The sequence below is a fragment of the Kocuria carniphila genome, assembly GCF_004136555.1.
In the GTDB taxonomy this organism is placed as follows: Bacteria; Actinomycetota; Actinomycetes; order Actinomycetales; family Micrococcaceae; genus Kocuria; species Kocuria carniphila.
This window is the reverse complement of record NZ_NOIT01000021.1, coordinates 25211-49107: the sequence shown is the minus strand read 5'-3', so window position 1 is coordinate 49107 and position 23897 is coordinate 25211. Positions and strand designations below refer to the sequence as shown.

The window sequence follows — 23897 nt, the reverse complement described above, 5'->3', positions numbered from 1 at the left end:
TGGAGCTATGGGTTTAGTGCTCGTAGGTGTGCAGGTCGATGTTCTTGGACTCCTTGGTCAGCAGGATGGCGATGCCACTGATGGCCGTGAGGATGCCCAGGTAGAGCAGCACGCGGCTGATCTGACCGTCGGCGCCGTACAGGGTGGCCAGGATCGAGGGCGTGAAGCCCGCACCCAGCAGGGTGGCCATCTGGTAACCCACGGAGGCGCCGGTGTAGCGAGCCGCGGTGCCGAACTGTTCGGAGATGAACGCCGCCAGCGGACCGTAGATGGTGCTGTGGCAAGTGAGGCCCACCATGAAGGCGAAGAAGATCAACAGGATGTTGGAGGATGCAAGCCAGTTGAAGATGGGGAGCAGCAGGGCGATGAAGGCAACCATGCCGATCAACATCACCGGGCGGCGACCCAAGCGGTCGGACACCTTGCCCATCACGACCACCACGGCAACGGACAACAGTGAAGCGGTGGCAAACGCGTAGAGGACGGGCTGACGCTCGGCACCGTGGGACACCGCGTAGGTCACGGCGAACGAGGCCATGACCACCTGCAGGGCGAAACCGGCCGCACCGCCGAACATCACCAGCAGCAAGTTCTTGGGGCGGCGGATGACACTCCAAATGGGGAGAGCGGCCTTCTTAGGCGAGTTCTCATCTGCCTCAACGGCTGCGGCGAAAATGGGGCTCTCGGAGATCTTGGCGCGGATCACGAGGCCCACGATCAGCAGGGCGGCCGAAAGCAGGAACGGTACGCGCCAACCCCACGAGAGGAACTGATCTTCGGGGAGAGAGGCGAAGAGGCCCATGACAAAGGTTCCCAGTGCGGAACCGGTCGGTGCGCCGGCGTTGACGAAGGACGCCGCGAATCCGCGTTTCTTGGGCTCTGCGTGCTCCAGGGCCATGAGCGCGGCACCGCCCCACTCGCCACCGATGGCAACGCCCTGCATGAGGCGCAGCGTCACCAGGATGATGGCGCCCCACGAGCCGATGACGGCACCGGACGGGATCAGGCCGATCAACGTGGACGCCACACCCATGATCAGCATGGACAGGATCAGCATCTTTTTACGACCCAGGCGATCGCCGAAGTGACCGAAGATGACGCCACCGAGAGGGCGGGCGATGTAACCCGCGGCAAAGGTGCCGTAGGAGGCAACGGTTGCGGCCAGCGGATCCAGGCCGGCGAAGAAGACGTGCGGGAAGACCAGTGCGGCGGCGGTGGCGTACAGCAGGAAGTCGTAGAACTCGATGGTGCTGCCCAGGTAGCTGGACAGGACCACGCGGCGCGCTTCCTTGCGCTTTTCCTGCACGCTCAGCTGGTTCAGCTGAGGGGTGACTGTTGCGGACATGTGAACTCCTAGAAGGCGGCAAATGCGCCACGGCAGCGGGAACTGGAAAAGGTCTGCGGATCGAGCCATGACTGACGCAATCTGTGGTGCGCATCACGTTAGACAACTATCGTCCGTTAAGTCAATCAATTGTCAAAAGTCGTGAAATGGATATGCTTGATTCCGCACGAACGTGGGCGTTCATCTGTCCTCGGGAATGCCCGCCCCCGCTGCCAGAAGGACTTCATGAGCACTGACACCGCGCCCTCGGACCTCCCGGAGTTCGAAGGACCCACGGCGCAGACCGCCATCATGGCGCTGTTCGGCATGTACGTGGCGGTCGAGGACTTGTGGCTTACGACCAAGGGGATCATCGAAGTACTCAAACCTCTGGGCGTTTCCGAGGACGCAACCCGCATGACCTTGGCTCGGATGTCCAAGAAGGGGTTCATGACCAAGCAGCGTCTGGGCCGGGAAACGGTGTACTCCATTGGCGCTCGAGGCATGCCGGTTCTGCAGGAGGGATACGTGCGCGTGCACGACCCGGATGTGCTGATGCAGGATTGGGACGGTCAATGGACCCATGTGTTCTACTCGCTCCCCGAAAAGGCCAGAAATCTGCGGCGGCAATTGCAATCCGCGCTCGAATGGGGCGGGTTTGGACGCTTGCAGAACGGCGTGTGGGTCGCACCGGGTGTCCTGGACGTGGACCGCTTGGTGAGTGCCATCGAGGGCAGCGAGTGCGTCCGTGCGTTCACCAGTGTTCCGGCCGGTTCCACGACCCATGACCAGATCCTGCGGGAAGCTTTCGATCTGGCCGAGATCTCGCGCGGTTACGAAGAGTTCATCGAACGCTGGAGTCCCTTCGTCATGGACCACAACGCATCATTGCACCGCCGGTTGTTGGTGAACACGGAATGGTTGGAGATCACCCGGCGAACCCCCATGCTTCCCGCGGCGCTCGTACCCACAGACTGGCCGGCGCGCACAGCGCAGGATGTCTTCACCGAAGTGGACCGAGTGACGTCCGTAGACATCAAGTCCGCGGTCTCCTGACTGCTGCGAGGCTGAATTCTCATTCCCGAGCATGGTTTGGCGCGGCTGTCTCAGACCCCAGGATGAGGGGATGACCTGCGGGTTCGGTACCCCCGCCCGATGTGCTCGTGTCTTGAATTGGACAGAGTTGAAGCATGAACACGACTCGCACCGAAACCCAGCACTCGAAGGGCCTGCCGTGGGGGCAGCAGACCCAGCAGCCGACCGGCCAGACACAGGCAGGCTCCACCGCATCGTCACCCACGGACCAGAATTCTGCGCGGCACACGCAAGGCCAGCACCAGCAACACCGCTCGCTGGCCGTGGTCGCCGCGAACGTCTCCCGCACCTACGGAACCGGTGAGGCCTCCGTCAAGGCGTTGGACCGAGTGAGCATTGAAATCCCCGCGGGCACCCTGGTGGCCGTAATGGGTCCCTCCGGATCGGGTAAATCGACCCTGGTGCACTGCTTGGCCGGCTTGGACGTTCCGGACAAGGACCCCAACACGCGCATCGTGGTGGGCGGCCAGGACATCACCGGCCTGTCGGACGATCAGCTCACCCGCTTCCGCCGCGATCACGTGGGTTTCGTGTTCCAAGCATTCAACCTGGTGCCCACGCTCACCGCGCGGCAGAACATCGAACTTCCCCTGTCACTCGCCGGCAAGAAGGTCAACGCGCAACGGCTCGAGGCACTGGCTGACACACTGGGCATCCGCTCCCGGTTGGAGCATCGACCGGACGAGATGTCCGGAGGTCAGCAACAGCGCGTGGCGATCGCGCGTGCGCTGTTTCCCGAACCGTCGGTGATCATCGCGGACGAACCCACCGGCGCTCTCGACAGCACCACCTCCCACGAGGTCCTGGGCATGCTGCGCCGCAGCGTGGACGAGTTCAACCAGACCGTGGTCATCGTGACGCACGATCCCGAGGTCGCCAAGGCCGCCGACCGCGTGGTCCGGGTCAGGGACGGCCGCATCCAGGCCGACGACGCCGCGACGGGTGATCACTGATGCGCGCCGTCGTCCTGTCCAGACTCCGCCTGCAGTGGACTCGCTACCTGATGGTTCTTGCTGTGGTGGCGGTGTCCGCCGGATTCATGACTGCCGCACTCGGCCTGTCGAGCACGCTGACCGCCAGCATGACCAATGATGTGGTGGCTCAATACAAGAACGCGGATGCCGTAGTCACCACCAAGACAGACGCGACTTCCAGCTTCAGCGCCACCCCCCAGCAGATTGATGAAATCTCCCGCGTGGACGGGGTGGACTCCGTGTGGGCCCAGTACTCGACGATCGCCATCCCCAGCTCCTCCACCGTTGCCGCTGACGGTTCGGCCGCGCCGGTGGCCAACCTGCCGGATGACCCGTCGCTACTCCCGGCAAAGATCGAGCAGGGAACCTTTCCGAACTCAGCTGACCAGGCGCTGGTTTCGGAGTCCCTCGCGGAAAAGCTCAAGGTGGGAGTGGGGGACACCGTTTCCCTCCAGGAACTGGCCGGCGCACCCGCTGGGGACGGTGAGGCGGCCGGCCAAGGTGTGGGAGCGCCGTCGGCGGCCAAGAAATATTCGGTGAGCGGCCTGAGCGAAAATTCGGCCACGGGAGCGTTCGCGAGCCTGTGGCTCACCAACGACGGCCTGACCCGTTTCTCGCCCGGTCAGATGATGGGGGACCGCCCGTTGCAGGCAATCCAACTCACGCTGGATGGTTCCGCTAACGACGCCCGAATCCAGGGACTGAACACCGATGTGGCCAGGATTCTGGCGGCCGGTCAGGGGGAACAGCCAGAGCTCCGGGTGATTACCCCCGAGCAGTTGACCGAAGAAACCATCGATCAACTCGCGGCAGGATCCAACGTTCTGACCATGTTCTTGCTGGCTTTCGCGGGGCTGTCGATCCTGGTCGCCCTGCTGGTCGTGACCAACACGCTCTCGGTGCTGACCGCCCAGCGTGCCCGTGAACTCGCACTGCTGCGGTGCGTGGGTGCCACGAGCAAGCAGGTGCGTCGCTCGGTGCTCACCGAAGGACTGGTCCTGGGGATCGTGGGTGCCCTGATCGGCGTGGCCGTCGTCTGGGGGCTCGCCGTGGTTCTGAAAGCATCCGGTCTGATCAGCGTGGTGACCGTGACGGTGGCTCCTCGTGACCTCCTGGTGGGTTTCCTCACGGGCATCGTGCTCACCATGATTGCCTCGCTCGGTCCCGCCCGCCGCGCCCACGGGGCCTCGCCACTGGACGGCTTGCGTGGTTCTCGTGCCGCCGACGGCGTTCCCCGCGTTCGCGTGGTCCTGGGCGCCTTGATTCTCGTGGCCGGCGCCGGGACCCTGGTACTCGGGGTGGCTGTGCATGAACCCCTTCTAGGCATCGCCGGCGGTCTGGCGAGCTTCCTGGGCGTAGTGATGACCGCGCGGTTGTACCTACCCCCGCTCGTGCAGGGGGTGGGACGAATCCTTCCCGGTGGCCAGCCCTCCCGCCTGGCCGCGGTGAACGCCGCCCGCTATCCGGCGCGCACCGCAACCACAGCCACCGCGTTGTTGATCGGCGTGCTGCTGGTGGCCACCGTACTCACCGGCCAACACGTAGCCAGGGCCAACCTGCTCAGCGAACTGGATCAGCAACGTCCCGTGGACATCTCCGTTCCCGCAGGGGCGGGACAGGTGAGCCCGGATCAGATTCGTGAGATCTCGGAGTTGGACGGCGTGCTGGGCGTCAAGACCACCGACCCGGCCGCCGCGGACGGTGCAGTCGCCCAGATCGACGCTGTTCAGTCCCTGAATACGTCTGCCGCCGCGCAGTTGCAGGAAAAGGTCGCCGGCATCCTGAACGTGACCCCGGGCGATCTCCAGGGCGCGCTCCTAGAAAAGGCCAGTTACGTATCCATCCTGGAAGTGATGCTCGCGGTCACCCTGGGACTGCTGGCCGCAGCGGTGGTCGTGTCCGTGCTCGGTATCGCCTCGACCATGTCCCTGTCGGTGCTCGAACGCGTCCGCGAGAACTCCCTGTTGCGGGCGCTGGGCCTGACCCGCCGACAGTTGGCCGCCATGATCCGCCGCGAGGCACTCGTGATCTCACTGGTGGCCACGATCGTGGGCCTGGTGATCGGTTGGGCCTTCGGAACACTGGGCGTGATGTCCCTGGTGACCGAGGACATGACCGTGGAACTGACGGTTCCGTGGGCCGGCTTCCTGGCGATCATCCTGGCCGCCGTGGTGGTGGCGGTGCTGGCCTCGGCCGCCCCGGTGCGCCGGGCCACCCGAGTCTCTCCGGTGGAGGGTATGGCCCGGGTGGACTAGCCGCTCCCGTCGCCCCGGTTCGTCTCTCGCCGGCAACGGACTCACCGATTCATTTCAGCCGGTTCGTCCTCGGCTGTGACCGGCGGCGACCGGCCGTGACTGGCCGCGAAGAACAAGGGCCCGTCATCCGACCGACCATCGGATGACGGGCCCTGCTCCCCATCTGGTGGGGTGTTGGCGGCAGCGTGTGTACCGGCACCGCCGCGGAGCACACTACTCCTGTATCTGGATGATTTGGAAGGATGCCCCCTGGGGGTCTTGGACAGTTGCCAGGCGGCCGAAAGGTGAGTCCTCGGGGCCGTCCAGCACGGTGCCACCGAGCTCCTTGAGCTTCTCCAGCGACTCGTCAGTGTTGTCCACGCCGATGTACAGGCGCCAGTAGGAGGGCATATCGCCCCACGGGGAGGCGTCGCACAAACCGGCGGTGGCAGCGCGGTCCTCACCGTTGGTCACGTATCGGAACTCCTCGTCCCCGCCCATGGCGTGCGTATCCCAGCCGAGGGCCTCGCGGTAGAAAGGCAGGGCGGCGTCGAAATCGCTAACCATGGCTTCGAACCACACGGGCGAACCGTGCTTGCCCGTGAACTCGAAACCGTCGAACTGATTGGGCTGCCACAGTCCAAAGGCGGCGCCTGACGGATCCTCGGCGATCGCCATGGAGCCCAATTCGCCCACGGGCATGGCGGGGTAGTAAATCTTGCCACCCTGCTCCGTGATCTTGTTCAGGGTCGATTCGATGTCGTCCGAGTGCAGATAGACGGTCCAGGCGGTGGGGTTCTGGGGCTCCTCGGTGGGACCCTCCGGACCCATCAGGCTGCTCATGGCGCCGCCCACCGGGGCGCCGTTGTTGGTGATCATGTTGTAGTGGCCGAAGTCTTCACCCTGGTCGTCGAAACTCCAGCCGAACATTTCGCCGTAGAACGCTGCGGCACCGTCCAGGTCGTGGGTTCCCAGGTCCATCCACGTGGGTGAACCAGCGGGTTGAGTGCTCATAACCGTACTTCTTTCACGTGGGGCGCTTGGCGCGCCCGTGCACTGCCGAGCCTAGGACCACTTGAAAGTTGCCACCAGGGTGATTGAGTAGATTCCGAGCAAGCTAACGGCAACGCGGCGCGATGGCGCGCCCAGGAGGTTCATCATGGAAGTTCGACCCAACGACCAGTTGTCGTTCACGGTTCCCAACGAGCAGATCATCGAGTGGCGGCGTCAGATGCATGCCCATCCGGAGCTGTCGTTCAAGGAGGTCAACACATCCCAGTGGGTCGAGGACCTGCTCCAAGGTATGGGCATTGAGACCTCCCGTCCCACACCGACTTCCGTGCTGGGTGTGCTCAAGGGCACCGGTCAGGGTCCAGCCAAGAACATCGGGCTTCGCGCGGACATGGATGCGCTGCCCGTTCAGGAGGAAACCGGCGAGGAATTCTCATCCACGGTCGACGGCGTGATGCACGCCTGCGGCCACGACACCCACACCGCCATGCAGTTGGGCGCGGCCAAGGTGCTGTCCGAGAACACGGACCTGTTCGGCGGCACGGTGACTTTCGTGTTCCAGCACGCGGAAGAACTCAATCCCGGCGGCGCACAGGAAATGGTCAGGGCCGGTGCCATGGAGGGCTTGGACGGGATCTTCGCCCTGCACGTGATGAACGCTCCCGTGGGAACCGTGCAGGTGCGCCCGGGCCCCGCGACGTCGCTGGCCGGTGGCGGTTGGATCACCATCAAGGGCCAGGGCTCGCACGGTTCCATGCCGCAGAACAGTATTGATCCCGTTCTCGTCGCGGCACAGGTGGTCGTGGGGCTCAACACGATCGTGTCCCGCAGCGTGGACCCCTCGCACTTCATGGTGATCAACCCCGGCATGATCCAGGCGGGTCAGGCACCCAACGTAATTCCGGACAGCGCGACCATTGGCGTCTCGGTCCGCACCCGCACCGCCGAAGACACCGACCTCGCCTTCCGTCGCATTGAGGAACTCACCAACGGCATCTGCGCCGCGTACGGCGCCTCGGTCGAGTACGAGTGGGTGGACGCCTACGACATCGTCTACAACGACGCCGCTCTGGCCGCCCAGGCGCTCGAGTCCGCCAAGAAGGTGGCCGGGGACGACAACGCCTGGGAGGGCGAGATCTCCTCCGGCTCCGAAGACTTTACGGCCTTCGCCAACGAGGTGCCGGGCTGCTTCATCATCCTGGGCGGCGGCGACGCGGAGCAGGGCTTCCCCTTCCAGAACCACCATCCCAAGTTCAACGTGCGGGAGGACTGCCTGGCCATCGGTACGGCCCTGGAGGTCCAGCTGATCCTGGACCTACTGGGTCCCGACACCGCGGAGTGAGTCGGCCGCGCCACTGACCCGCCGGAGGGGTGGCGGGCGAGCGGCCCTACATCTCAGGCAGCGAGTCACGGCCGCGAACATTATTGGCACGGGGTTGCTGCGAACGAGGGGGTTCAGGCGCAATCCTGTGCCAGATATGTCCGTGGGGCCAGGCAGTTACGCAGTCAAGCGCTCCAGCGCGGCCATCAGTTGCTCGAGCGTCTTCTGTTTCTCCGCCGAGCTCTCCGGCAGCAGACCCATGGACGCCTGCTGATACAGCCCATCGCCCATGCACACCACTGCAGTAGCGACTACGGGGTCGCCAACATCCTCAAGGACCGCGGCCAACCAGTTTTTCTCGATGCGCGCATAGGCGGCGCGAGCGGCGTCGTCGCCGGCCTGGATGAGGCGAGAGGCGACGATCAGGGCGCGGTCCAGCGCGCTGTCCTCGTAGAGCGAGGTGGCGAGGAACTCGCGCGCGGCACCCCGGGGCGAGGCGGTTAGACGCTCGAGGTCCTCGGTCGCGAGTGACTCGAGGTTGACCAGCATGGCGTCCACCAGGGCCTGCCGGTGCGGGAAATGGTAGAGCAGGCCGCCCTTGGAGACCCCGGCGGCCGCGGCGACGGCGTCGAGGGTCGCGGCGCGCTCGCCGTCCGTGAGGACGATGCGCTCGAAGGCCTCGAGCAGCTTGTCCCGAGCCAGTGGTTTGCGTGGCATGTGAGCAAAACCTCTCCCCAACGGATCCGGGGAATATTGCCCCGCTTTCATTGTTAACTGTACCGTCTAGTCGGTACAGTAAGTAAATGGCCCGTGCCCACTACGGCACCGCCCGCGCAGTACGACGAAGTACTTTTCGCGAATCAATGTCGAACATTCGGCAGCAGAGAACCGAGGAGGTCTTCATCGTGTCCACCATGATCGATCAGCGACAGAAAGCTGGTGCCCGAGAGTGGGGCGCCCTGGCCGTCCTCATGTTGCCGGTGCTACTGGTATCCGTGAACAACACGGCACTCAGCTTCGCGCTGCCGGCCATTTCCCGGGCCCTGCACCCCACGGCTTCGCAATTGTTGTGGATCGTGGATGTGTATCCGCTGATCCTGGCGGCCCTTTTGATTCCCATGGGCAGCCTGGGGGACCGGATCGGACGGCGCAAGATCCTCATGATTGGTTCCACGGGTTTCGGGGTCATCTCTGCCTTGGCCGCCTTCGCGCCCACCGCCGGGTGGTTGGTGGTCGCCCGCGTGGGGATCGCCGTGTTCGGCTCCATGTTGTTGCCGGCCACTTTGTCCTTGATGCGCACTGTGTTCCGCGATGACCACCAACGACGCCTGGCCATTGCGATCTGGACCGCCGGCTTCAGCGCGGGTGCCGCCCTGGGCCCCATTGCCGGTGGCTTCCTGCTGAATCACTTCTGGTGGGGCTCGGTGTTCCTGCTGGCCATTCCGGTTCTCGTGGCGTTCTTGGTCGCGGGGCCCTTGCTGCTGCCGGAATCCCGTGACCCCAACCCGGGGCCGGTGGACCCGCTGTCCATCGTTCTCGCCATCCTCGCCATGGCCCCGGTCGTCTACGCCATCAAGTCCATGGCCACCGGAGGTTCCGTACTGCAGGGGCTGTTGATCATGGCGTTCGGTGTGCTCAGCGGACTGCTGTTCGCCCGCCGCCAGGTGGCCAAGAACTACCCGATGCTCGACCTCCGGTTCTTCCGCAGTTCGCGCTTCTCCGGTGGTCTCACCGTCAATGTGATGGCCAGCATCGCGCTGTTCGGTTTCCTGTTCTTCCTGACCCAGCACCTTCAGCTGGTGGGCGGTAAGGACCCCATGACCGCGGGTCTGTTGATGGTTCCCGGGCTGTTGCTGGCCATCGTGACCGGTATGGCTGCCGCGAAACTGGCCGTGAGGTTCGGTGTTCGCGCGGCGATCGTCGCGGGACTGTTGCTGATCGCGGGCGGTTTCATGATCGTGGCCTTCACCGATCAGCAAAGCTCTGCGGTTCCGGTGTTGGTGGGCTTTGCAGCCATGAGCGCCGGTGGCGGACTGGCCACCACGCTGTCGACCGACCTGGTCGTGTCTTCGGTACCCGAGTCCAAGAGTGGTGCGGCATCGGCCGTGTCCGAAACCGGCTACGAAGTGGGCGCCGTTCTGGGCACCGCCGTGCTCGGCGGTCTGACCACAGCTTTCTACCAATCGCGCTTGGACCTTCCCCAGGCACTCAACCCCGAGCAGGCCGACGCCGCTCACCAGACCTTGGGCGGCGCCGTGGAGGTGGCCCAGAGCGGACCGTGGGCGGAAAGCGTCATGGAAAGCGCGACCGCGGCTTTCTCCTACGGCATGCAGGGCAGCAGCCTGGTGGGAGGCATTGCGATGGTACTGGTCGCTGTCGTGATCTTCCGGGTCCTTCGCGCGGACCGAAAGGTCCGATTCCACGAACCCCTGCCCACGGACCGCATCGAGTTCAACTGATCTGGATTCGTTGGGTCCGGCCGACCTGCCCCGACTGTCACGGGACCGAAACCCCTTACGGGGCGAGCGGCGTCGTCGTAAAGTGACCAGCGGAAACGTCGAGGGAAAGGCAGCGAATTATGAGCGCGAACGAACTGTTGGTGGATGCGGCGCAGCGACCCGCGCAGGTGGCAGGCGAGGTACTGGACGGCATCACGGATGACGTGCTCAATTGCATGCCGGAGGGTAAACACAACTCGATTGCCTGGCTGATCTGGCATGCCGCTCGGCAGCAGGATATGCAGATCGCTCACCTTTTCGGGGCAGAGCAGGTCTGGACCGCGCAGGGTTGGGAGCGGAAGTTCGAGCTGGACCGGGGCGCGGACGATTTCGGCTTCGGTGACACCCCGGAGGACGTCGCGCGCGTCCACGTGACCGACCCAGATCTGCTGCAGGGTTATCTGGACTCCGTCACCGCGGCAACGGTCGACTATCTGCGTCTCCTGAGTGACGCGGACTTGGACGAAATCATCGACGAATCCTGGGATCCGCCCGTCACGCGCGGGGTGCGGATCGTCTCCACGATCGACGACGCCGCACAGCACCTCGGCCAGGCTGCGTACGTTCGCGGGCTGGTGCAGGACACCTGGCACGGAAAGTACTGAAATGTCGCGGAATTAAGCGGTTAAGTGGGCAAGGCGACACTGTTTATCAACCCTGGATTCATCTAGGATTGCTGTACTGACTATCGGTGTCGAGGGCAAACGTCATCGAGGTCAAGAATCTGGGGAGATTACAACTGATTATGGCTCGTTCACGTGCACGTCACACGGCGGCCAAGCGCCCATCCATGGCCTTGACCGCTTTCGCTTCGTTCTCTGCCTTGGTGGCGGTCAGCGTTGCGCTGAGCAACGGCTCAGCGCCGGCACCGTGGGAATCCGCGTACGCCAACGAGTCCTCGGGCGAGTCGTCCGAAAACCCGCAAGATCGCGGTACGTTCGGCCAGCCCCAGGCCGATGAACAGGGCGAATCCCGGCCCTCCTTGTTTGCCGCCGTGCCCGATGACGCACTCATTTCGGACGTTCAGGACACCCCCCAGGATTACGTGGCCAGCCAGGTGCATAACGTGTCCGACCGCGGAACCGGTTCCGCGCCGTCGTCGGTGGCTCCTGCCAAACGGGCCCCCGCCACGTTCGAGGGCGAACTTCCTTTCAACACGATCATTGCCCCTGCCCAGCCGCCCACGGTGCTGGACGGCGGTCAGTTCGGCTGGCGCGTAGCCCCGGACACCAAGGAACGCGAGTTCCACAACGGCACGGACATCTCCACCTCTGAGGGCACCCCGGTCGTCGCTGCCCTGGAAGGCACCGTCACCGCGGTGTTCTGGGACGAATGGGGTGGTAACCGCGTTGAGGTTTCCCATGCGGACGGAGTGAAGACCACTTACAACCACCTCAAAGACGTGATGGTTCAGGTGGGCGACCCTTTGAAGGCATCCGAGCAGCTCGGCACCATTGGTCAGACCGGCCTGCGGGTGACCGGCCCGCACCTGCACTTCGAGACCTGGGTCGAGGGTAAGGCAGTGGACGCACAGTCCTTCGATTGGGAGACCGGAGAAGGCATCATCCCCGCCTCCCGACCCAAGTATTCCCTGGAAGATCAGGCCCAGACCGATCAGGCCACCACCGACAACGGTTCCGTACCCGGCACCGACAACGGCCCCATGTCCGATGTCCCCGAGGATGAGCAGGAACGAATCATCGCGCTGAGCCGGGAAACGGCTCCGGCGGAGGATGTGCCGGCAGAGTCATCTGTCTCTGATTCCGGCGATGGCGACGGCGCGGGTGCCGGTTCCGGCGACGGTGCTGGTGCTGAGCCTGGTCCGGTCGCGGAGCGGCGCGCGGCAGAGGCACAGCCGAGTCAGTCACGTGAACCGGGGGATTCGGCCACTCAATCCCATTCCGCACGACCCGATCAGAGTGGCGGCTCGCAGTCTCCCTCGACTGAGTCCCGTTCCGCTCAGCCCAGCCCGTCTCGGAGCTCCTCCAGCTCCAACGACGACGCCGAGGGTCGGGTGAACGCGGGCAGCCCGTCCGGCGCTACCTCCGATGCCACGAAGTCCCGCCCGAGCGGCGGTCCGTCGCAGGGAAGCGGCTCCGGCGCGTCGTCGAACACGGCTGAAAAGGACAACGGTAAGAAGCCCGACGCGACCAAGAAGCCGAAGCCGAGTCAGCCTGCCACGACCTCCGAGCCCAGCGAACCTGCGTCAACGGGCGACCCGGTCAAGCCCGCTCCCGCCAACACCGGCAAGCCGAAGCCTCAGCCGACGCCGACTGAGACTGGCAAGCCCAAGCCCCAGCCGGTTCCTACTGAGACTGGCAAGCCCAAGCCCCAGCCGGTTCCTACTGAGACTGGCAAGCCGAAGCCTCAGCCGACGCCTACTGACACTGGCAAGCCCAAGCCGCAGCCGACGCCTACTGACACGAAGAAGCCGGCGCCGGTCGAACCCACTAAGCCTGCAGAACCGACCCAACCGGCCGATCCGCCGAAGGCTCCGAAGCCCGAGACCACCAAGCCGGCCGTCCCCGGTGCGCCGGTCGAACCGGGAACCCCGCCGGAAGACCCCAAGGGCGATACTCCGTCAAACGACAAGCCCGCAAAGCCCACGGTCAACCCGTACGAAGCAGATATCACCACGCTCACCACACTCGAGCAGCTTCAGCAGCGCACTCAGGTGTTCGTGAATCAGCAGCTAAGGCTGACTCCGGAGCAGCAGTTCGGCACGGGTTCGCAGTTAAACGCTCAGCTGCCGTTGTTGTCGCAGCAATTGGTCACTGTCAAGGTGGATCAGCAGGATCCGAAGTTCACGGCCCAGCTGACTGCAACGCAGGAGGCGGTCGAGAAGGCCGCAGCCGCCCCGAAGGACAAGAAGCTCACGGACGCGGCCACAGTGGAACTCACCAAGTTGCAGACGATGCTCGCTAAGGTCCCCACCTACGTGGACCCCGCCTCATCACCGGCTCGCTGACCCACCCGACTGGCACGCTCAGCTGATCGGCCTGACCGACCCACGTAGTGGATTTATGGTTCCCTATTCCCTTTTTGTACATGAAAATCGGGGATAGGGAACCTTAAAACTTTCGGGTAGGCGGGCCCAGGTTCCTGGCCAGGAAGTTGAGCCATGTTCGACGCCGCTCGGGCTCCCAAAGATCGCGCCAGACAAGCACTTGCACGTCCCAGCCGGAGTCGCGGATGAGCTGGATCCGGTAGTTTTCGTCCTCGTAATGAGATCGCTTCTTGTAGTGGACTTCCCCGTTGTACTCGATCGCGGTCAGTGAATCGGGCCAGGCCAGATCGATGTAGAAATGTCGTCCTTGCGGCGTCACATGGTAGTTCGTCCTGGGTGGTGGGAACCCGTGGCGTAGCGCGATGAGCCGGGTGAGCGTTTCGTTGGGTGACCACACCTGGTCGTATGCAGCTCGAAGAGCGGCGCGGACGCGACGTACCGACGGTGAAGTGGGTGGGAACAACTCGAGTGCATCCTCGATCACGTCCGCAGTGAAATCTCGCAGGGTCACTTTTTCATCGACAACGATTCTGCGTGACAGTAAAGCGTCAACACACGCAATGAGTCTCCACATCGACAGATAGGGAGCCGCCACGACCAGAGCCTCGACCGGATGCGCGACAAAACATCCCCAAGGGCCGTAATAACGGCTGAGACCGCGGGACTTGGTCATCCGAAGCTGACCGGCGAAAGTCCGAACGCGGGTTCCGCGCCACGACAGATGGGGAGTCAACTTTGCCGTCTCAAACTCAGACTCCCTCTCTCCCGCCCGGTGGCCCAGCAGCGGATTGACCCAGCTCTGTGTTTCCCCGATGGGCAGATCCAAGAGTTCGAGTGCGTTCAGTCCGGTGACACGCAGATGGTTATCGCGCGTCCGCAGGTGCTGCTGCAGAAGCGCCGCTCTCTGGAGGGGAGACAACGGCTCGGAACTTTGCGCCCAGACCCCTCTGGCGAGCAATTGCATGGCGGGGTCTCGAACGAGCTGCTCATTCCGGCGACCCCAGTCGGCGAAAGACTTCACCACTGGACGCTCACCCAGGTCAAGAGCGGGAACACGTTTCATGCCTGGAACCTACGCGAATACCCGCCAACGCGGATTTCGTTATCCACAGGCTGCGGTTCCGCCGTCTCTCAGGGCCTCGGTGACGGAACTGTGTCTGGACATTGGTGACGTTTTAAGGTTCCGTATTACCGGATTTCGCCTCCGAAAACGTAATAGGGAACCTTAACTCAGGCTGGTGGCTGGTGGCTGGAGGCGCGGTGGGGACAGCGGACTAGCGGCGGGGAGCTAGCGGCCCCTGCCGCGGATCCGCAACGACCGGGCGAAGACGATCGCCAACAGGCCCATAAGAGGCACGAAGAGGATGGCCAGTCGCAACCCCACGGAGTCCGCCAGAGCACCCACCAGCGGAGGCGAGATCAGGAAGATCACGCGCATGCTCCAGCTGACCAGGGTGAGTCCGGTTCCGGGTTTGAGCCCGGGAGCGCGGTCTGCCGCGGCGTAGGCGCTGGGCACCAGGGTCGCGCAACCGAAACCGGCCAGGCCGAAGCCCACCAGGGCCATGGGAACGTTGGCCGCGATGATCACGGTGCCCATGCCCAGGAAGATCAGGGCACCACCGAAGCGCGTGATGTTCACTTCCCCGAAGGCATTGATCATCCGGTCGCCCAGCAGCCGTCCGATGAACTGCGCACTCACCATCACCACGTAGGCGAAACCCATCACGGTCACCGGAGCGTCCAGAGTGTCACGAAGATACACGGCACCCCAGTTGTTGCCGATGTCTTCGACCAGCACCCCGGACATCGCAATCACAGCGAAAGGCACGAGCGCCAGCAGCGCCTTGCCCGCACCCGCGGGGATGATGGGCACACCAGCGGTATCCGTCATGACCTCCGCGGGAACTTCGTGACTGTCCGGGAGGGAGAACCGCATGGCACCCAGGGCCACCGCCGCGAACAGGACGCCGCTGAGCGCCAGGTGCAAAGGCAGCGGTAAGTGCAGCGCGATCGCCGCGGTGCCCATGAGCCCGCCCAGCACGGCACCCACACTCCACAAGGCGTGCATCGAGTTGATGATCGAGACTCCGGCCAAACGTTGCACCCGCAGACCCTGGGCATTTTGAGCGGTGTCGACAACGGCGTCCAACGCACCCGCCAGCAGCAGCCCCACGAAGAACACCGCCACGTGTGGAATGGAGGCCGCAAAAAACACTGAACCCGCCAGGAGTACGGATCCCACGGCGGCAGCTCGGGCGGTTCCGAAGCGTCGGATGATCGGCGCGGGTAACGGCCCCGCCACCACACCACCGATGGGCAGCGCGATCAGCACCAGCCCGTACATCGCGTTGGTCAGCTCGAACATGTCCTTGATCTCCGGAAGCCGCGGCAGCAGGTTCGCGTAAATCGCACCGTTGGTCAGGAACAGCAGCGACACGGCGATGCGGGCTTTGAGGATGCGCGATGGACTCACGGGAACCAGCGTATGGCCTGAGTCAATACGACGTGAAAGCGGGCCCGCACCTCACCTGGAGGTACGGGCCCGCTGGCCGTGCGGGGAGCTGACGGTAACGAGCTAGTTGTTCCGGAACTCCCAGGGGTTCTCCGACATGGCCTCGTCGTAGGCGGAGCTCCACTCTTCGCGCCAGTAGCGCATGTCCGCGCTGTCTTGCGCGCTCGCCGGCTCACCCGCAACGAACAAGCACGGACGGCCATCGGGCGCGGTTTCACAGGCGTCCTGGCTGGTCCAGGCGGTTGCGATTCCGTTCTCGTCACGCGCGGAGTTCGACGGCGCCGCGCTGGCCTTGCTCGAGGCCCCGGCGCTCGGCGACGCGCTCGCGGAAGCCGACGGGCTCACGGAAGGCGAAGGAGCGGCGTCGTTGTCGAAGCGCGAGTCAAACGAATCGTTCCACTGCCTGCGATCGGGGGTGACCGTCTCCGGGGAGCGCGGGTCGTCGAAGCCCTGCTGGGAGCTGGCCGGGTACCAGTAGTCGGCGGTGGGCAGCTTGAGCTCGTAGACCCCGGACTCGGCAGTCACTGAGCTCTGCTTCGGTGCCTCGCCGGTTGCCCGCACCGAGGTGAAGCCGTTGCGGGTGTGGGCGTCCAACCGGTCGCTGACCTCGATGCCGTCCAGCAGCACCTGACCGTTGGTGGTTCGGGCGTCAATCACTGAGGCCTTGACGGAATCCGCACTCACGGAGCCGAACTTGGACGTGGCGGTGATCTCATCGAACGCACCGGTCACATGCACCAGCCCGTGTTCCGCGGTGAGGTCGAGGGAGGTGTCAGTGTCACTCTCCGGCACCGTGATCTCGATGTTGTTGATGGCGCTGTTCCACCGCGAGGTCTGCTCGGCTGCGTCCACGCGGATCACGCCGTCGGATTCCTGGGGCGCACGCTGGTCGCCCAGGCCCCAGCCGAATTCCTGCCACTTGACCTCAACGTTCTCGACCGTGGGACTCGTGAGGACGCGAACGTTGGCGCTGTCCGAATCCACCACGATCTTCGAGGCCTCGGAGGAAGCGGTCCAGGTGTCGGTGCGTTCCTGGGTCATCACCGCGGCTGTTGCGGCACCCGCGCCGCCCACCAACAGGGTCAGCGCACCCAATCCGCCGATGATGCCGGTCGCTGTGTTCCAGCCGCGGCGCTGACCTCGGTTGATGGGCGGGTTGGTGGGGTGCGGTCCCGCAGCGCGCGAGGAATCGTAAGGCACCCGGGGTGAGGGTTCGGGCGATCCGTGGGGAGCGCCGTCGGGCTGGGAGGGAGGAAAATGTGTGCTCATGGCGGTGTCCTAAAGGGAGTGGTCCGGGTAGCCCAGGTACTTGAGAACGGCCAGCACACGGCGGTTGCCGGACGCTGACGTCACCCCGAGCTTCGTGAAGATCGAGCCGATGTGCTTTTCCACGGCCGATTCGGTCAGGTACAGATTCGTGGCGATGGACGCGTTGGACAGGCCCTGCGCCATCAGCCCAAGGACCTCGCGCTCGCGGGGCGACAGCAGTTCCAGGTCCTCACGCTGGCGGGAGCGCACCAGAATCTGGGTCAGCACCTCGGGGTCCAGGACGGTTCCGCCCTCGCCCACGGTCTGCACGGATTCCAGGAATTGGTCCACGTCCGCCACACGGTCCTTGAGTAGATAACCCAGGCCTTCGCGGCGCGAGGCAATCAGCTCGGACGCGTAACGCTCCTCCACGTACTGGGAGAGCACGAGCACGGCCACCTGCGGGTGCGCGGAGCGGATGAGGACCGCGGCGCGAATGCCCTCGTCCGTGAAGGACGGTGGGAGCCGCACGTCCACCAGCGCAAAGTCCGGCCGGTGTTCCTCCACGGCCTTCACGAGACCCTCGGCGGTGTCGGTTTCGGCGACCACTTGGTGGCCGGCGTCGGTGAGGAGACGGACCAGGCCGGCTCGCAGCAGCACGGCGTCTTCGGCGATCACGATACGCACGGGGTCACGCTCCTTGATTTTCGACGACGTCGCTCGCGGCCCGGCTGCCCGACCGCACGTTGCGGTCGGACTCGTTGCTGTCGGAGTCGTGACGGTCCGGTTGGTTGGCGTTGGCGCTGGTGCCGGTGCGAGCCGGTGTGTTCAGCGGGAGCTGCACGATGACCTCGGAGGGCCCACCCGTGGGGGAGTTCAAGAAGAACTGGCCGCCCGCGGAGCGGATCCGGTCTTCGATGCCGGACAGGCCACCACCGGGTACCACCCGTGCGCCGCCGCGGCCGTAGTCGCGGATTCCCGCCACCACGGTGGAGGTGCCTGGGATGTCACCGTCCTGGATGGAGACGGCCACGTCAGCGGTGCGGGCACCGGAGTGCTTGATGGCATTGGTGAGGGACTCGGAGACCGCGAAGTACACGGCGGCCTCGGTCTCGGGCGTCAGTCGGGGGACGTTCACGTTCACGTTGACCGGGAACGGGGCCTGAGCGGCAACCGCGGAGATGGCGGCGTCGAGCCCGCGATCCTCCAGAACCGCCGGGTGGAAACCGCGCGCCAGGCGGCGGAGCTCCGTGATAGCGGCCTTGGTGGTTCCGTGCGCCTCGCTCACGAGTTCCTTGGCGTAGGCGGGGTCGGTGTCGATGCGCGACTTGGCCATCGAGAGGTTCATGGCCACCGACACCAGCTGGGGCTGAACGCCGTCGTGCAGGTCGCGTTCGATGCGGGAGCGTTCGGTGTGGGCGCCGCGGACCGCGGATTCGCGGGCCTCGGTCGCGTATTCGACCTGGCGGCGAGCCTCGGCGGCCTCGCGGCGGAGAGCTGCCGACTCGCTCATCCGCAGCAGGGTAGCGGACAGGCCGCGGTGGGCCAGGGTGAGCAGGGCCAGTAGGACTACGCCGATCAGGAGGCCCAGAATGCTTGCCAGCACGCCGGTCCATTCGGGCCACCCCTGAACCGGGGTGAAGAAGCGCTGCGCAATGGAGTTCTCCGGAGCGAACAGCGGCGAGAACGCGCCCACGATGCCCGCGCCAATGGTCACGAGCGAGAACACGGCCAGCGCACCCAGGATGAACGTGAGGATCAGGTGCAGGAAACCCAGCCACATGGAGCTGTCGGTCGCGTCCAACCACAGTTGGTGGGGAACGCGCACCCAGTCCGTGCGCGGCGTGCGGCGCCGCTGCGGGTCACGCAGGTCCAGGCCGAACGACGACGCCGAGCGCCGCCGTTCCAGCCACACCGCCGCCCAGATCACGTACACGGTTCCGGCCAGGACCAGCAGGCCCAGACCCACCGCGGGGATCATGGCGACACCCGTGAAGATCAGGGTGCCGATCACGATGATCCAGAAGAAGTTCAGTAGTGCGTCAATGACCAGGTCCGTGGCTCCGAAGAACATGGTCTTGGGAGAGAAGGTGCTCCACTCGCGTACGGAGTCCTGGGAGACGGTAGAAGAGCCGCGTGAAGGAGCCGGAGACTGCGGCGGCTGTGGCGGCTGCGGAGTTCCGTGCGGCGGCAAGGGGCGGGTGTGCTGCGTGTCTGCCGGAATCGCTTCCGTGGGTTCCCACGGTGGAGTCGGGCGCGGGTCTGGAGTGGTCATGTCCATAACGCTACGGTTCTGCCCCTGTTTTCCGCGCCAGAGCTAGCCACCGAGTCGGGGTGGGGTTTTCCCCACCTCCGGCGTTCGGGCTCGCGTTGGAGGCGGCCAGTGAAGTCGAAGCGGGCGGCGTCATCTCACTCCACCAACGCGCGGCTTCCTCCAACACACGTGTGTACCTGCATACACTGATGCTCATGAGCGACGGCGTTCAGACCCACTCCGCCCCCACCCGGGCCAATGGCTCCGTGGCGCTCGCGGACCGTGACCTCGCCTCGGACGCTGCACGCGTGGGATGCGTGATCGCGGTGGTGTTCATTCATTTGCTCATGGTCACTCTCACTGCGGATCCGGACACCGGCGAACTCGTTTCCGTGCTGGTCCCCGAGGAACAGGCCTGGTACTGGTGGGCCACGTGGATCCTGCAGGTCATGCCGCTGTTCTTCGTGGTGGGCGGCGTAGCCACGGCGGGGGCGCTGCGGCGGCGTCGAGCCAGGGGAGCCGCACCGGCGGAATACGTGCGGGAACGCACGCTGCGACTCATGCAACCGGCGGCCGTGCTGTGGCTGGTCTTCGCGATCAGCGCCATGGCGGCCTTGGCGCTCGGGGTAGGCGAAGAGCTCGTGACGTTCGCGCTGTCCGGCATGGGAATGCCCCTGTGGTTCTTGGCGGCGTATCTGATCGCGCAAGCGCTGGCGCCCGCCTTCTTGGAATTGCACGAACGCATGGGCTGGGTGTGGTGCTGGTTCTTGCTCTCGTGCGTGGTCGCAGTGGATCTCTTGCGGATGGCCACGGATCAGCAGTGGTGGGGGCTGCTGAACATGCTGTTCGTGTGGCCGCTCATTCAGCAACTCGGGTTCTTCCGGGCGGACGGATGGTTTGCGACCCGCGGCACGCTCACGCTGCTTCTGATCGTCGCCGCTTGCTACGCGCTGCTGGCCGTGTGCGTGTTCTCAGGGCGTTATGCCCCGGACATGCTCACCAACCTGAACCCGCCCACGGTGTGCATGGTGTTGTTGGGGCTGGCCCAAGCGTGCCTGCTGCAGGTGTTCACCCCGGCCCTCAACCGACTCATGCACTGGCGGCCCGCTCAGGCGGTCACGTATGTGGTGGGAACCCGTGCCATGACCATTTACCTGTGGCACCTGCCGGTGATCATCCTGGTGATGGCCGCGTGGTTCTTCGCGGGCGGTTACGATCCGGTTCCCGGTTCAGCGCAGTGGTGGTTGTTGCGGATCCCGCTCGCTGTGTTGTGCTGGGTGGCCGTGCTGGTCGTGGCCACGGCGTTGCTCCGAGTGGAGCGAGCTTCGGCCAAGCCGTGGGGCAAGCTACGGCTGACACCGCTGGCCGTCCTCGTCGGGTTGATTTGCGCGGTGGTCCCGCCGCTGCTGGAGATCGTCACTCTGTTGACTCCGGCCCTGGTGCTCTGGGGTGCTGCGGGATCCGTGGTGTGCCTGGTCATCATGAAGTGGGGCGTTGTGCCGGGGCCACGAGGTGTTCGTTGACGTACCCGAGCAGGGTGGGCATCAGCGCGGGATGCAACTGATGACCCATGCCGGGGATCTCGATGAACGTGGCACCCGGAATGGCCTCCGCGGTCGCGGGCCCGCCATCAGGGCGCACGATCTTGTCCTTGTCACCGTGAATCACCAGTGTGGGCGCGGTGATGTCCGAGAGCACCTCCGCACGGTTTCCTGACGCACGGATCGCTCCGATCTGACGCCGCATGGCCGCCGATTCGCCGTGCGGGTTGAGCGATCGATCCCAGTGGGCCGCGGCCAACTGGGCCTCGTAGGCTTCATCGATGGGGTACCCCGGCCCCGCCAGGTGCCGTCCGATGATCGTGCGGCCCCTGATGTACACGGAACGATTGGGCGCTCCGGGGAGCATCAGCATCGCGGCGGTGGAGGTCGCGGTGGTGCCGACTTCGGGATCGCCGGTGGTTGAACAAATGGAGACGAGCCGGCGCACCAGCTGCGGATGATGAGCGGCCAAGGATTGCGCGATCATCCCGCCCAGGGAGAAACCGATCAGGTCCGCTCGCTCGATGTTCAGCGCTCGCATGGTGTCCGCGACGTCTTCGCTCATGTCCTCCACGGTGTACTGGTCTTCGGGGAGGTCGCCGCTCAGCAACTGTCGCGCGGAGGGCGCCTTGGAGGTGGCACGGAAGGACCTGCCCTCGTCCCGGTTGTCGATGCGCACCACGCGGAACCCCTCTGTGACCAGGGACTTCACGAACGAGATGGGCCACGCGGTGAGGTCGAAGGCCAGGCCGGTGATCATGATGACCGCGGGGCCGTCCACGGGCCCATCGATGCGAACGCACATGGTGCGGCCGTCACCGAGATCAATGATTTCCTCCGCGCCCGAATCTCCCGGCCCCGCGAGCAAGGTGGGCAGTTCCTGGAGAACGGGGGCGGCGGCGTCGTCGAACCGCAAGAACTCGTCGACCACGGGCCGGGACCGAAGTTCGCGACGGTCCGCCAGATAACTCATGGACATGAGCCATGGGCTGCGGGTGCCTTGCTTGGGGAGGCCGTCCAGGGCGCGTTGGACGTACCCGGCGTCGAAGTCGAGTAGTGGTTTGGTCTTGAGGCCCTCCGGCGCGAGCGGTCGCACGGAGGCGGCGCCAATTCCGTCCATGTGTGCGAGCAAGCGCGAGAACCAATCCACGAGCAAACCGATTTTGAGCGTCCAGGACGCGTTGGTGTACCCGATCGCGAACGCGAAATTGGGCATGTCGCTCAGCATCACCCCGCGGTAGGCGATTTTCTCGGTGAGGTCCGCGGGTACGCCGTCCAAGCTGAAGCGGGCCCCACCGAACAACAACACGTTGAATCCCGTGGCGGTGATCAGGATGTCCGCGGAGATGTCCTCACCGCTCTCCATGCGCACGCCGGTCTCGGTGATTTCGTCTATGGTGCCCGTGACCACGTGTCCCGCCTCGGACTTGAGGGCGCGGTAGAAATCCCCGCCCGGTGCCACGCACACGCGCTGATCCCACGGTTTATAGGGCGGGTTGAAGTGTTCCTTCACGGAGACGTCGTCGGGCAATTGCGACTTGTTGACCGCGGCAATTGCGCCCTTGACCAGGTGCGGCGCGATCTTGCTGGTCTTCCACAGGAACCGCTGCTGGCGGGTGGCCACCGCGCGCGCCAGATGCGAGGTCCGCTCCTCACCGAGTCTCGGCTTGAGCGCTTTGGCCAGCTGATTCTCCTTGGGGACGGGAATGATGTAGCTGGGCGTGCGCTGCACCATGGTCACGTTCGCGCCCCGCTCCACAAGCGACGGAAGCAGGGTGACGGCGGTGGCGCCGCTGCCGATGATCACCACGTTCTTGCCCGTCACCTCCGTGTCCTGGGGCCACAGCTGCGGGTGGATCACGGTGCCGCCGAACTGCCTCAGTCCCGTGATGTCGGGTTCGTTCGGCTGGTCATAGCGGTAGTAACCGGTCGCATTGAACAGCCACGTTGCGGTGACCTCCCGATACTTGCCCGTCCCGCTCGGTTCATTACTCGCCGACGACGCCGCACTGTCACCTTGCGTGGGCGCCGCCCGGGCGGTGCGTTCCGCGGTGACGCACCAGTGACTGTGTTCGGAGGACCAGTCGGCAGCGACCATGCGCTGGTTGAAGCGGATCAGCTCGTTCACGCCGTATTCGTGAGCGGTGTCGCGGATGTATTGCAGGATGGCGGGGCCTTCGGCAATGGACTGCGGTCCGGTCCACGGTCGGAACTCGTACCCGAAGGTGTACAGATCCGAATCCGCACGCACCCCCGGGTAGCGGAACAGATCCCACGTGCCGCCGGTGGCATCACGGGATTCCAGGATGCCGATGGTCTTGTGCGGATGCTCCTGCCGGAGTTTGCACGCAGCACCGATTCCGCTCAGACCTGCGCCGATGATCAGGATGTCGAAGTGCTCAGCGTCCGTGGACATGGTTCATGAATAGCAAGTGTTCCTGCGATTTACATGATCAGTCCAGGTGGTCCCATACGCTGAGGTCTTGCCAGCCGACTGTCACTGTGCGGAGGTACTTGGCTCCCTTGACCTCACGGGCAGCCTTCTCTGTGGCGAAGACTCCCAGGGGTGCCGGATTGCGATCCGCGGAGACGTGGGAGTGGCGAGTCCGTTTGCCCTCGAACACGATGAAGAGCTGATCGCCGTCCCCCACGGCGGGCGCGTCCGGAACGGTGAACCGTTCCCACATGACGCGGTACGTGGGGCGAACAGAGAGTTGTTGCTTTTCGATGGAGCGTGCATCGAACTCGGTGCGGGTCACTGCCACGAGCGGAGCATCCGAAGACTCCGGGTGCTGTTGGAAGACCAGGAACACCTCTGGATCGCTACTGCGGAAGTTGAGAATCTTCTCAAGAATGGATGTGAACGGACGGTTCATGA

18 protein-coding genes are annotated in these 23897 nt (G+C 64.8%); 8 read left to right on the top strand and 10 right to left on the bottom strand.

Features of this window, described 5'->3' with window-relative positions; all coding sequences use genetic code 11:
• Positions 1-13: 13 nt before the first annotated feature.
• Positions 14-1345, bottom strand: a complete 1332-nt coding sequence (locus EWV37_RS14095) for an MFS transporter (protein WP_129702327.1) — start codon at positions 1343-1345, stop codon at positions 14-16.
• Between the two features lie 225 nt (positions 1346-1570).
• On the opposite strand from EWV37_RS14095, the gene EWV37_RS14090 reads away from it, so the two are divergent.
• The 3 genes from EWV37_RS14090 to EWV37_RS14080 all read left to right on the top strand — a co-directional run bounded on the left by EWV37_RS14090 (position 1571) and on the right by EWV37_RS14080 (position 5648).
• A complete protein-coding gene (locus tag EWV37_RS14090) occupies positions 1571-2380 on the top strand; it encodes a PaaX family transcriptional regulator (protein ID WP_095798487.1) in 810 nt (269 codons plus the stop codon).
• A 134-nt stretch (positions 2381-2514) separates the two neighbouring features.
• Positions 2515-3372, top strand: a complete 858-nt coding sequence (locus EWV37_RS14085) for an ABC transporter ATP-binding protein (RefSeq protein ID WP_238663304.1) — start codon at positions 2515-2517, stop codon at positions 3370-3372.
• On the top strand, positions 3372-5648 hold the full coding sequence (locus EWV37_RS14080) for an FtsX-like permease family protein (RefSeq protein ID WP_129702326.1): 2277 nt from the start codon (positions 3372-3374) through the stop codon (positions 5646-5648). The genes EWV37_RS14085 and EWV37_RS14080 overlap by 1 nt, the downstream gene beginning before the upstream one ends.
• Before the next feature lie 213 nt (positions 5649-5861).
• Here EWV37_RS14080 and EWV37_RS14075 read toward each other — a convergent pair whose 3' ends face one another.
• Positions 5862-6641: a VOC family protein gene (locus tag EWV37_RS14075; RefSeq protein WP_129702325.1), complete on the bottom strand. Its 780-nt coding sequence runs from the start codon at positions 6639-6641 to the stop codon at positions 5862-5864.
• Positions 6642-6786: 145 nt separating this feature from the next.
• On the opposite strand from EWV37_RS14075, the gene EWV37_RS14070 reads away from it, so the two are divergent.
• Complete coding sequence (locus EWV37_RS14070) at positions 6787-7980, top strand: M20 metallopeptidase family protein (RefSeq protein ID WP_129702324.1); 1194 nt, start codon at positions 6787-6789, stop codon at positions 7978-7980.
• A 156-nt stretch (positions 7981-8136) separates the two neighbouring features.
• On the opposite strand, the gene EWV37_RS14065 is transcribed toward EWV37_RS14070, so the two are convergent.
• On the bottom strand, positions 8137-8676 hold the full coding sequence (locus EWV37_RS14065) for a TetR/AcrR family transcriptional regulator (protein WP_129702323.1): 540 nt from the start codon (positions 8674-8676) through the stop codon (positions 8137-8139).
• Between the two features lie 197 nt (positions 8677-8873).
• Here EWV37_RS14065 and EWV37_RS14060 point away from each other — a divergent pair, with 197 nt between their 5' ends.
• The 3 genes from EWV37_RS14060 to EWV37_RS14050 all read left to right on the top strand — a co-directional run bounded on the left by EWV37_RS14060 (position 8874) and on the right by EWV37_RS14050 (position 13425).
• Positions 8874-10418: an MFS transporter gene (locus EWV37_RS14060; RefSeq protein ID WP_238663306.1), complete on the top strand. Its 1545-nt coding sequence runs from the start codon at positions 8874-8876 to the stop codon at positions 10416-10418.
• Between the two features lie 119 nt (positions 10419-10537).
• Entirely contained in the window at positions 10538-11062 is a 525-nt protein-coding gene (locus EWV37_RS14055) for a mycothiol transferase (RefSeq protein WP_129702322.1), read from the top strand.
• Between the two features lie 140 nt (positions 11063-11202).
• Complete coding sequence (locus EWV37_RS14050; protein ID WP_129702321.1) at positions 11203-13425, top strand: M23 family metallopeptidase; 2223 nt, start codon at positions 11203-11205, stop codon at positions 13423-13425.
• 103 nt (positions 13426-13528) lie between these two features.
• On the opposite strand, the gene EWV37_RS14045 is transcribed toward EWV37_RS14050, so the two are convergent.
• The 5 genes from EWV37_RS14045 to EWV37_RS14025 form a co-directional block, all read right to left on the bottom strand.
• Positions 13529-14527, bottom strand: a complete 999-nt coding sequence (locus EWV37_RS14045; protein ID WP_129702320.1) for a hypothetical protein — start codon at positions 14525-14527, stop codon at positions 13529-13531.
• Positions 14528-14752: 225 nt separating this feature from the next.
• On the bottom strand, positions 14753-15937 hold the full coding sequence (locus EWV37_RS14040; protein WP_238663302.1) for an MFS transporter: 1185 nt from the start codon (positions 15935-15937) through the stop codon (positions 14753-14755).
• 102 nt (positions 15938-16039) lie between these two features.
• Complete coding sequence (locus tag EWV37_RS14035; RefSeq protein WP_129702318.1) at positions 16040-17245, bottom strand: DUF4097 family beta strand repeat-containing protein; 1206 nt, start codon at positions 17243-17245, stop codon at positions 16040-16042.
• A 9-nt stretch (positions 17246-17254) separates the two neighbouring features.
• Positions 17255-17911 (bottom strand): response regulator transcription factor, encoded by a 657-nt coding sequence (locus EWV37_RS14030; protein ID WP_129702317.1) that lies wholly within the window; start codon positions 17909-17911, stop codon positions 17255-17257.
• A 4-nt stretch (positions 17912-17915) separates the two neighbouring features.
• Positions 17916-19499, bottom strand: coding sequence for a sensor histidine kinase (locus EWV37_RS14025; protein WP_129702316.1), 1584 nt, complete (start codon positions 19497-19499; stop codon positions 17916-17918).
• A gap of 194 nt (positions 19500-19693) precedes the next feature.
• Here EWV37_RS14025 and EWV37_RS14020 point away from each other — a divergent pair, with 194 nt between their 5' ends.
• Positions 19694-21001: an acyltransferase family protein gene (locus EWV37_RS14020; RefSeq protein ID WP_238663300.1), complete on the top strand. Its 1308-nt coding sequence runs from the start codon at positions 19694-19696 to the stop codon at positions 20999-21001.
• Here the strand turns inward: EWV37_RS14020 and EWV37_RS15515 are convergent.
• Positions 20958-23435, bottom strand: coding sequence for an alpha/beta fold hydrolase (locus EWV37_RS15515; protein WP_165189448.1), 2478 nt, complete (start codon positions 23433-23435; stop codon positions 20958-20960). The two genes, EWV37_RS14020 and EWV37_RS15515, sit on opposite strands and share 44 nt — an antisense overlap.
• Before the next feature lie 37 nt (positions 23436-23472).
• Positions 23473-23895, bottom strand: a complete 423-nt coding sequence (locus tag EWV37_RS14010) for a hypothetical protein (RefSeq protein ID WP_095798500.1) — start codon at positions 23893-23895, stop codon at positions 23473-23475.
• Between the last annotated feature and the right edge of the window lie 2 nt (positions 23896-23897).

Bases quoted from the DNA above. Each gene is read 5' to 3' on its own strand.
- EWV37_RS14095 (WP_129702327.1), bottom strand. From the start codon at position 1,345: ATGTCCGCAACAGTCACCCCTCAGCTGAACCAGCTGAGCGTGCAGGAA.
- EWV37_RS14090 (WP_095798487.1), top strand. From the start codon at position 1,571: ATGAGCACTGACACCGCGCCCTCGGACCTCCCGGAGTTCGAAGGACCC.
- EWV37_RS14085 (WP_238663304.1), top strand. From the start codon at position 2,515: ATGAACACGACTCGCACCGAAACCCAGCACTCGAAGGGCCTGCCGTGG.
- EWV37_RS14080 (WP_129702326.1), top strand. From the start codon at position 3,372: ATGCGCGCCGTCGTCCTGTCCAGACTCCGCCTGCAGTGGACTCGCTAC.
- EWV37_RS14075 (WP_129702325.1), bottom strand. From the start codon at position 6,641: ATGAGCACTCAACCCGCTGGTTCACCCACGTGGATGGACCTGGGAACC.
- EWV37_RS14070 (WP_129702324.1), top strand. From the start codon at position 6,787: ATGGAAGTTCGACCCAACGACCAGTTGTCGTTCACGGTTCCCAACGAG.
- EWV37_RS14065 (WP_129702323.1), bottom strand. From the start codon at position 8,676: ATGCCACGCAAACCACTGGCTCGGGACAAGCTGCTCGAGGCCTTCGAG.
- EWV37_RS14060 (WP_238663306.1), top strand. From the start codon at position 8,874: ATGATCGATCAGCGACAGAAAGCTGGTGCCCGAGAGTGGGGCGCCCTG.
- EWV37_RS14055 (WP_129702322.1), top strand. From the start codon at position 10,538: ATGAGCGCGAACGAACTGTTGGTGGATGCGGCGCAGCGACCCGCGCAG.
- EWV37_RS14050 (WP_129702321.1), top strand. From the start codon at position 11,203: ATGGCTCGTTCACGTGCACGTCACACGGCGGCCAAGCGCCCATCCATG.
- EWV37_RS14045 (WP_129702320.1), bottom strand. From the start codon at position 14,527: ATGAAACGTGTTCCCGCTCTTGACCTGGGTGAGCGTCCAGTGGTGAAG.
- EWV37_RS14035 (WP_129702318.1), bottom strand. From the start codon at position 17,245: ATGAGCACACATTTTCCTCCCTCCCAGCCCGACGGCGCTCCCCACGGA.
- EWV37_RS14025 (WP_129702316.1), bottom strand. From the start codon at position 19,499: ATGACCACTCCAGACCCGCGCCCGACTCCACCGTGGGAACCCACGGAA.
- EWV37_RS14020 (WP_238663300.1), top strand. From the start codon at position 19,694: ATGAGCGACGGCGTTCAGACCCACTCCGCCCCCACCCGGGCCAATGGC.
- EWV37_RS15515 (WP_165189448.1), bottom strand. From the start codon at position 23,435: ATGTCCACGGACGCTGAGCACTTCGACATCCTGATCATCGGCGCAGGT.
- EWV37_RS14010 (WP_095798500.1), bottom strand. From the start codon at position 23,895: ATGAACCGTCCGTTCACATCCATTCTTGAGAAGATTCTCAACTTCCGC.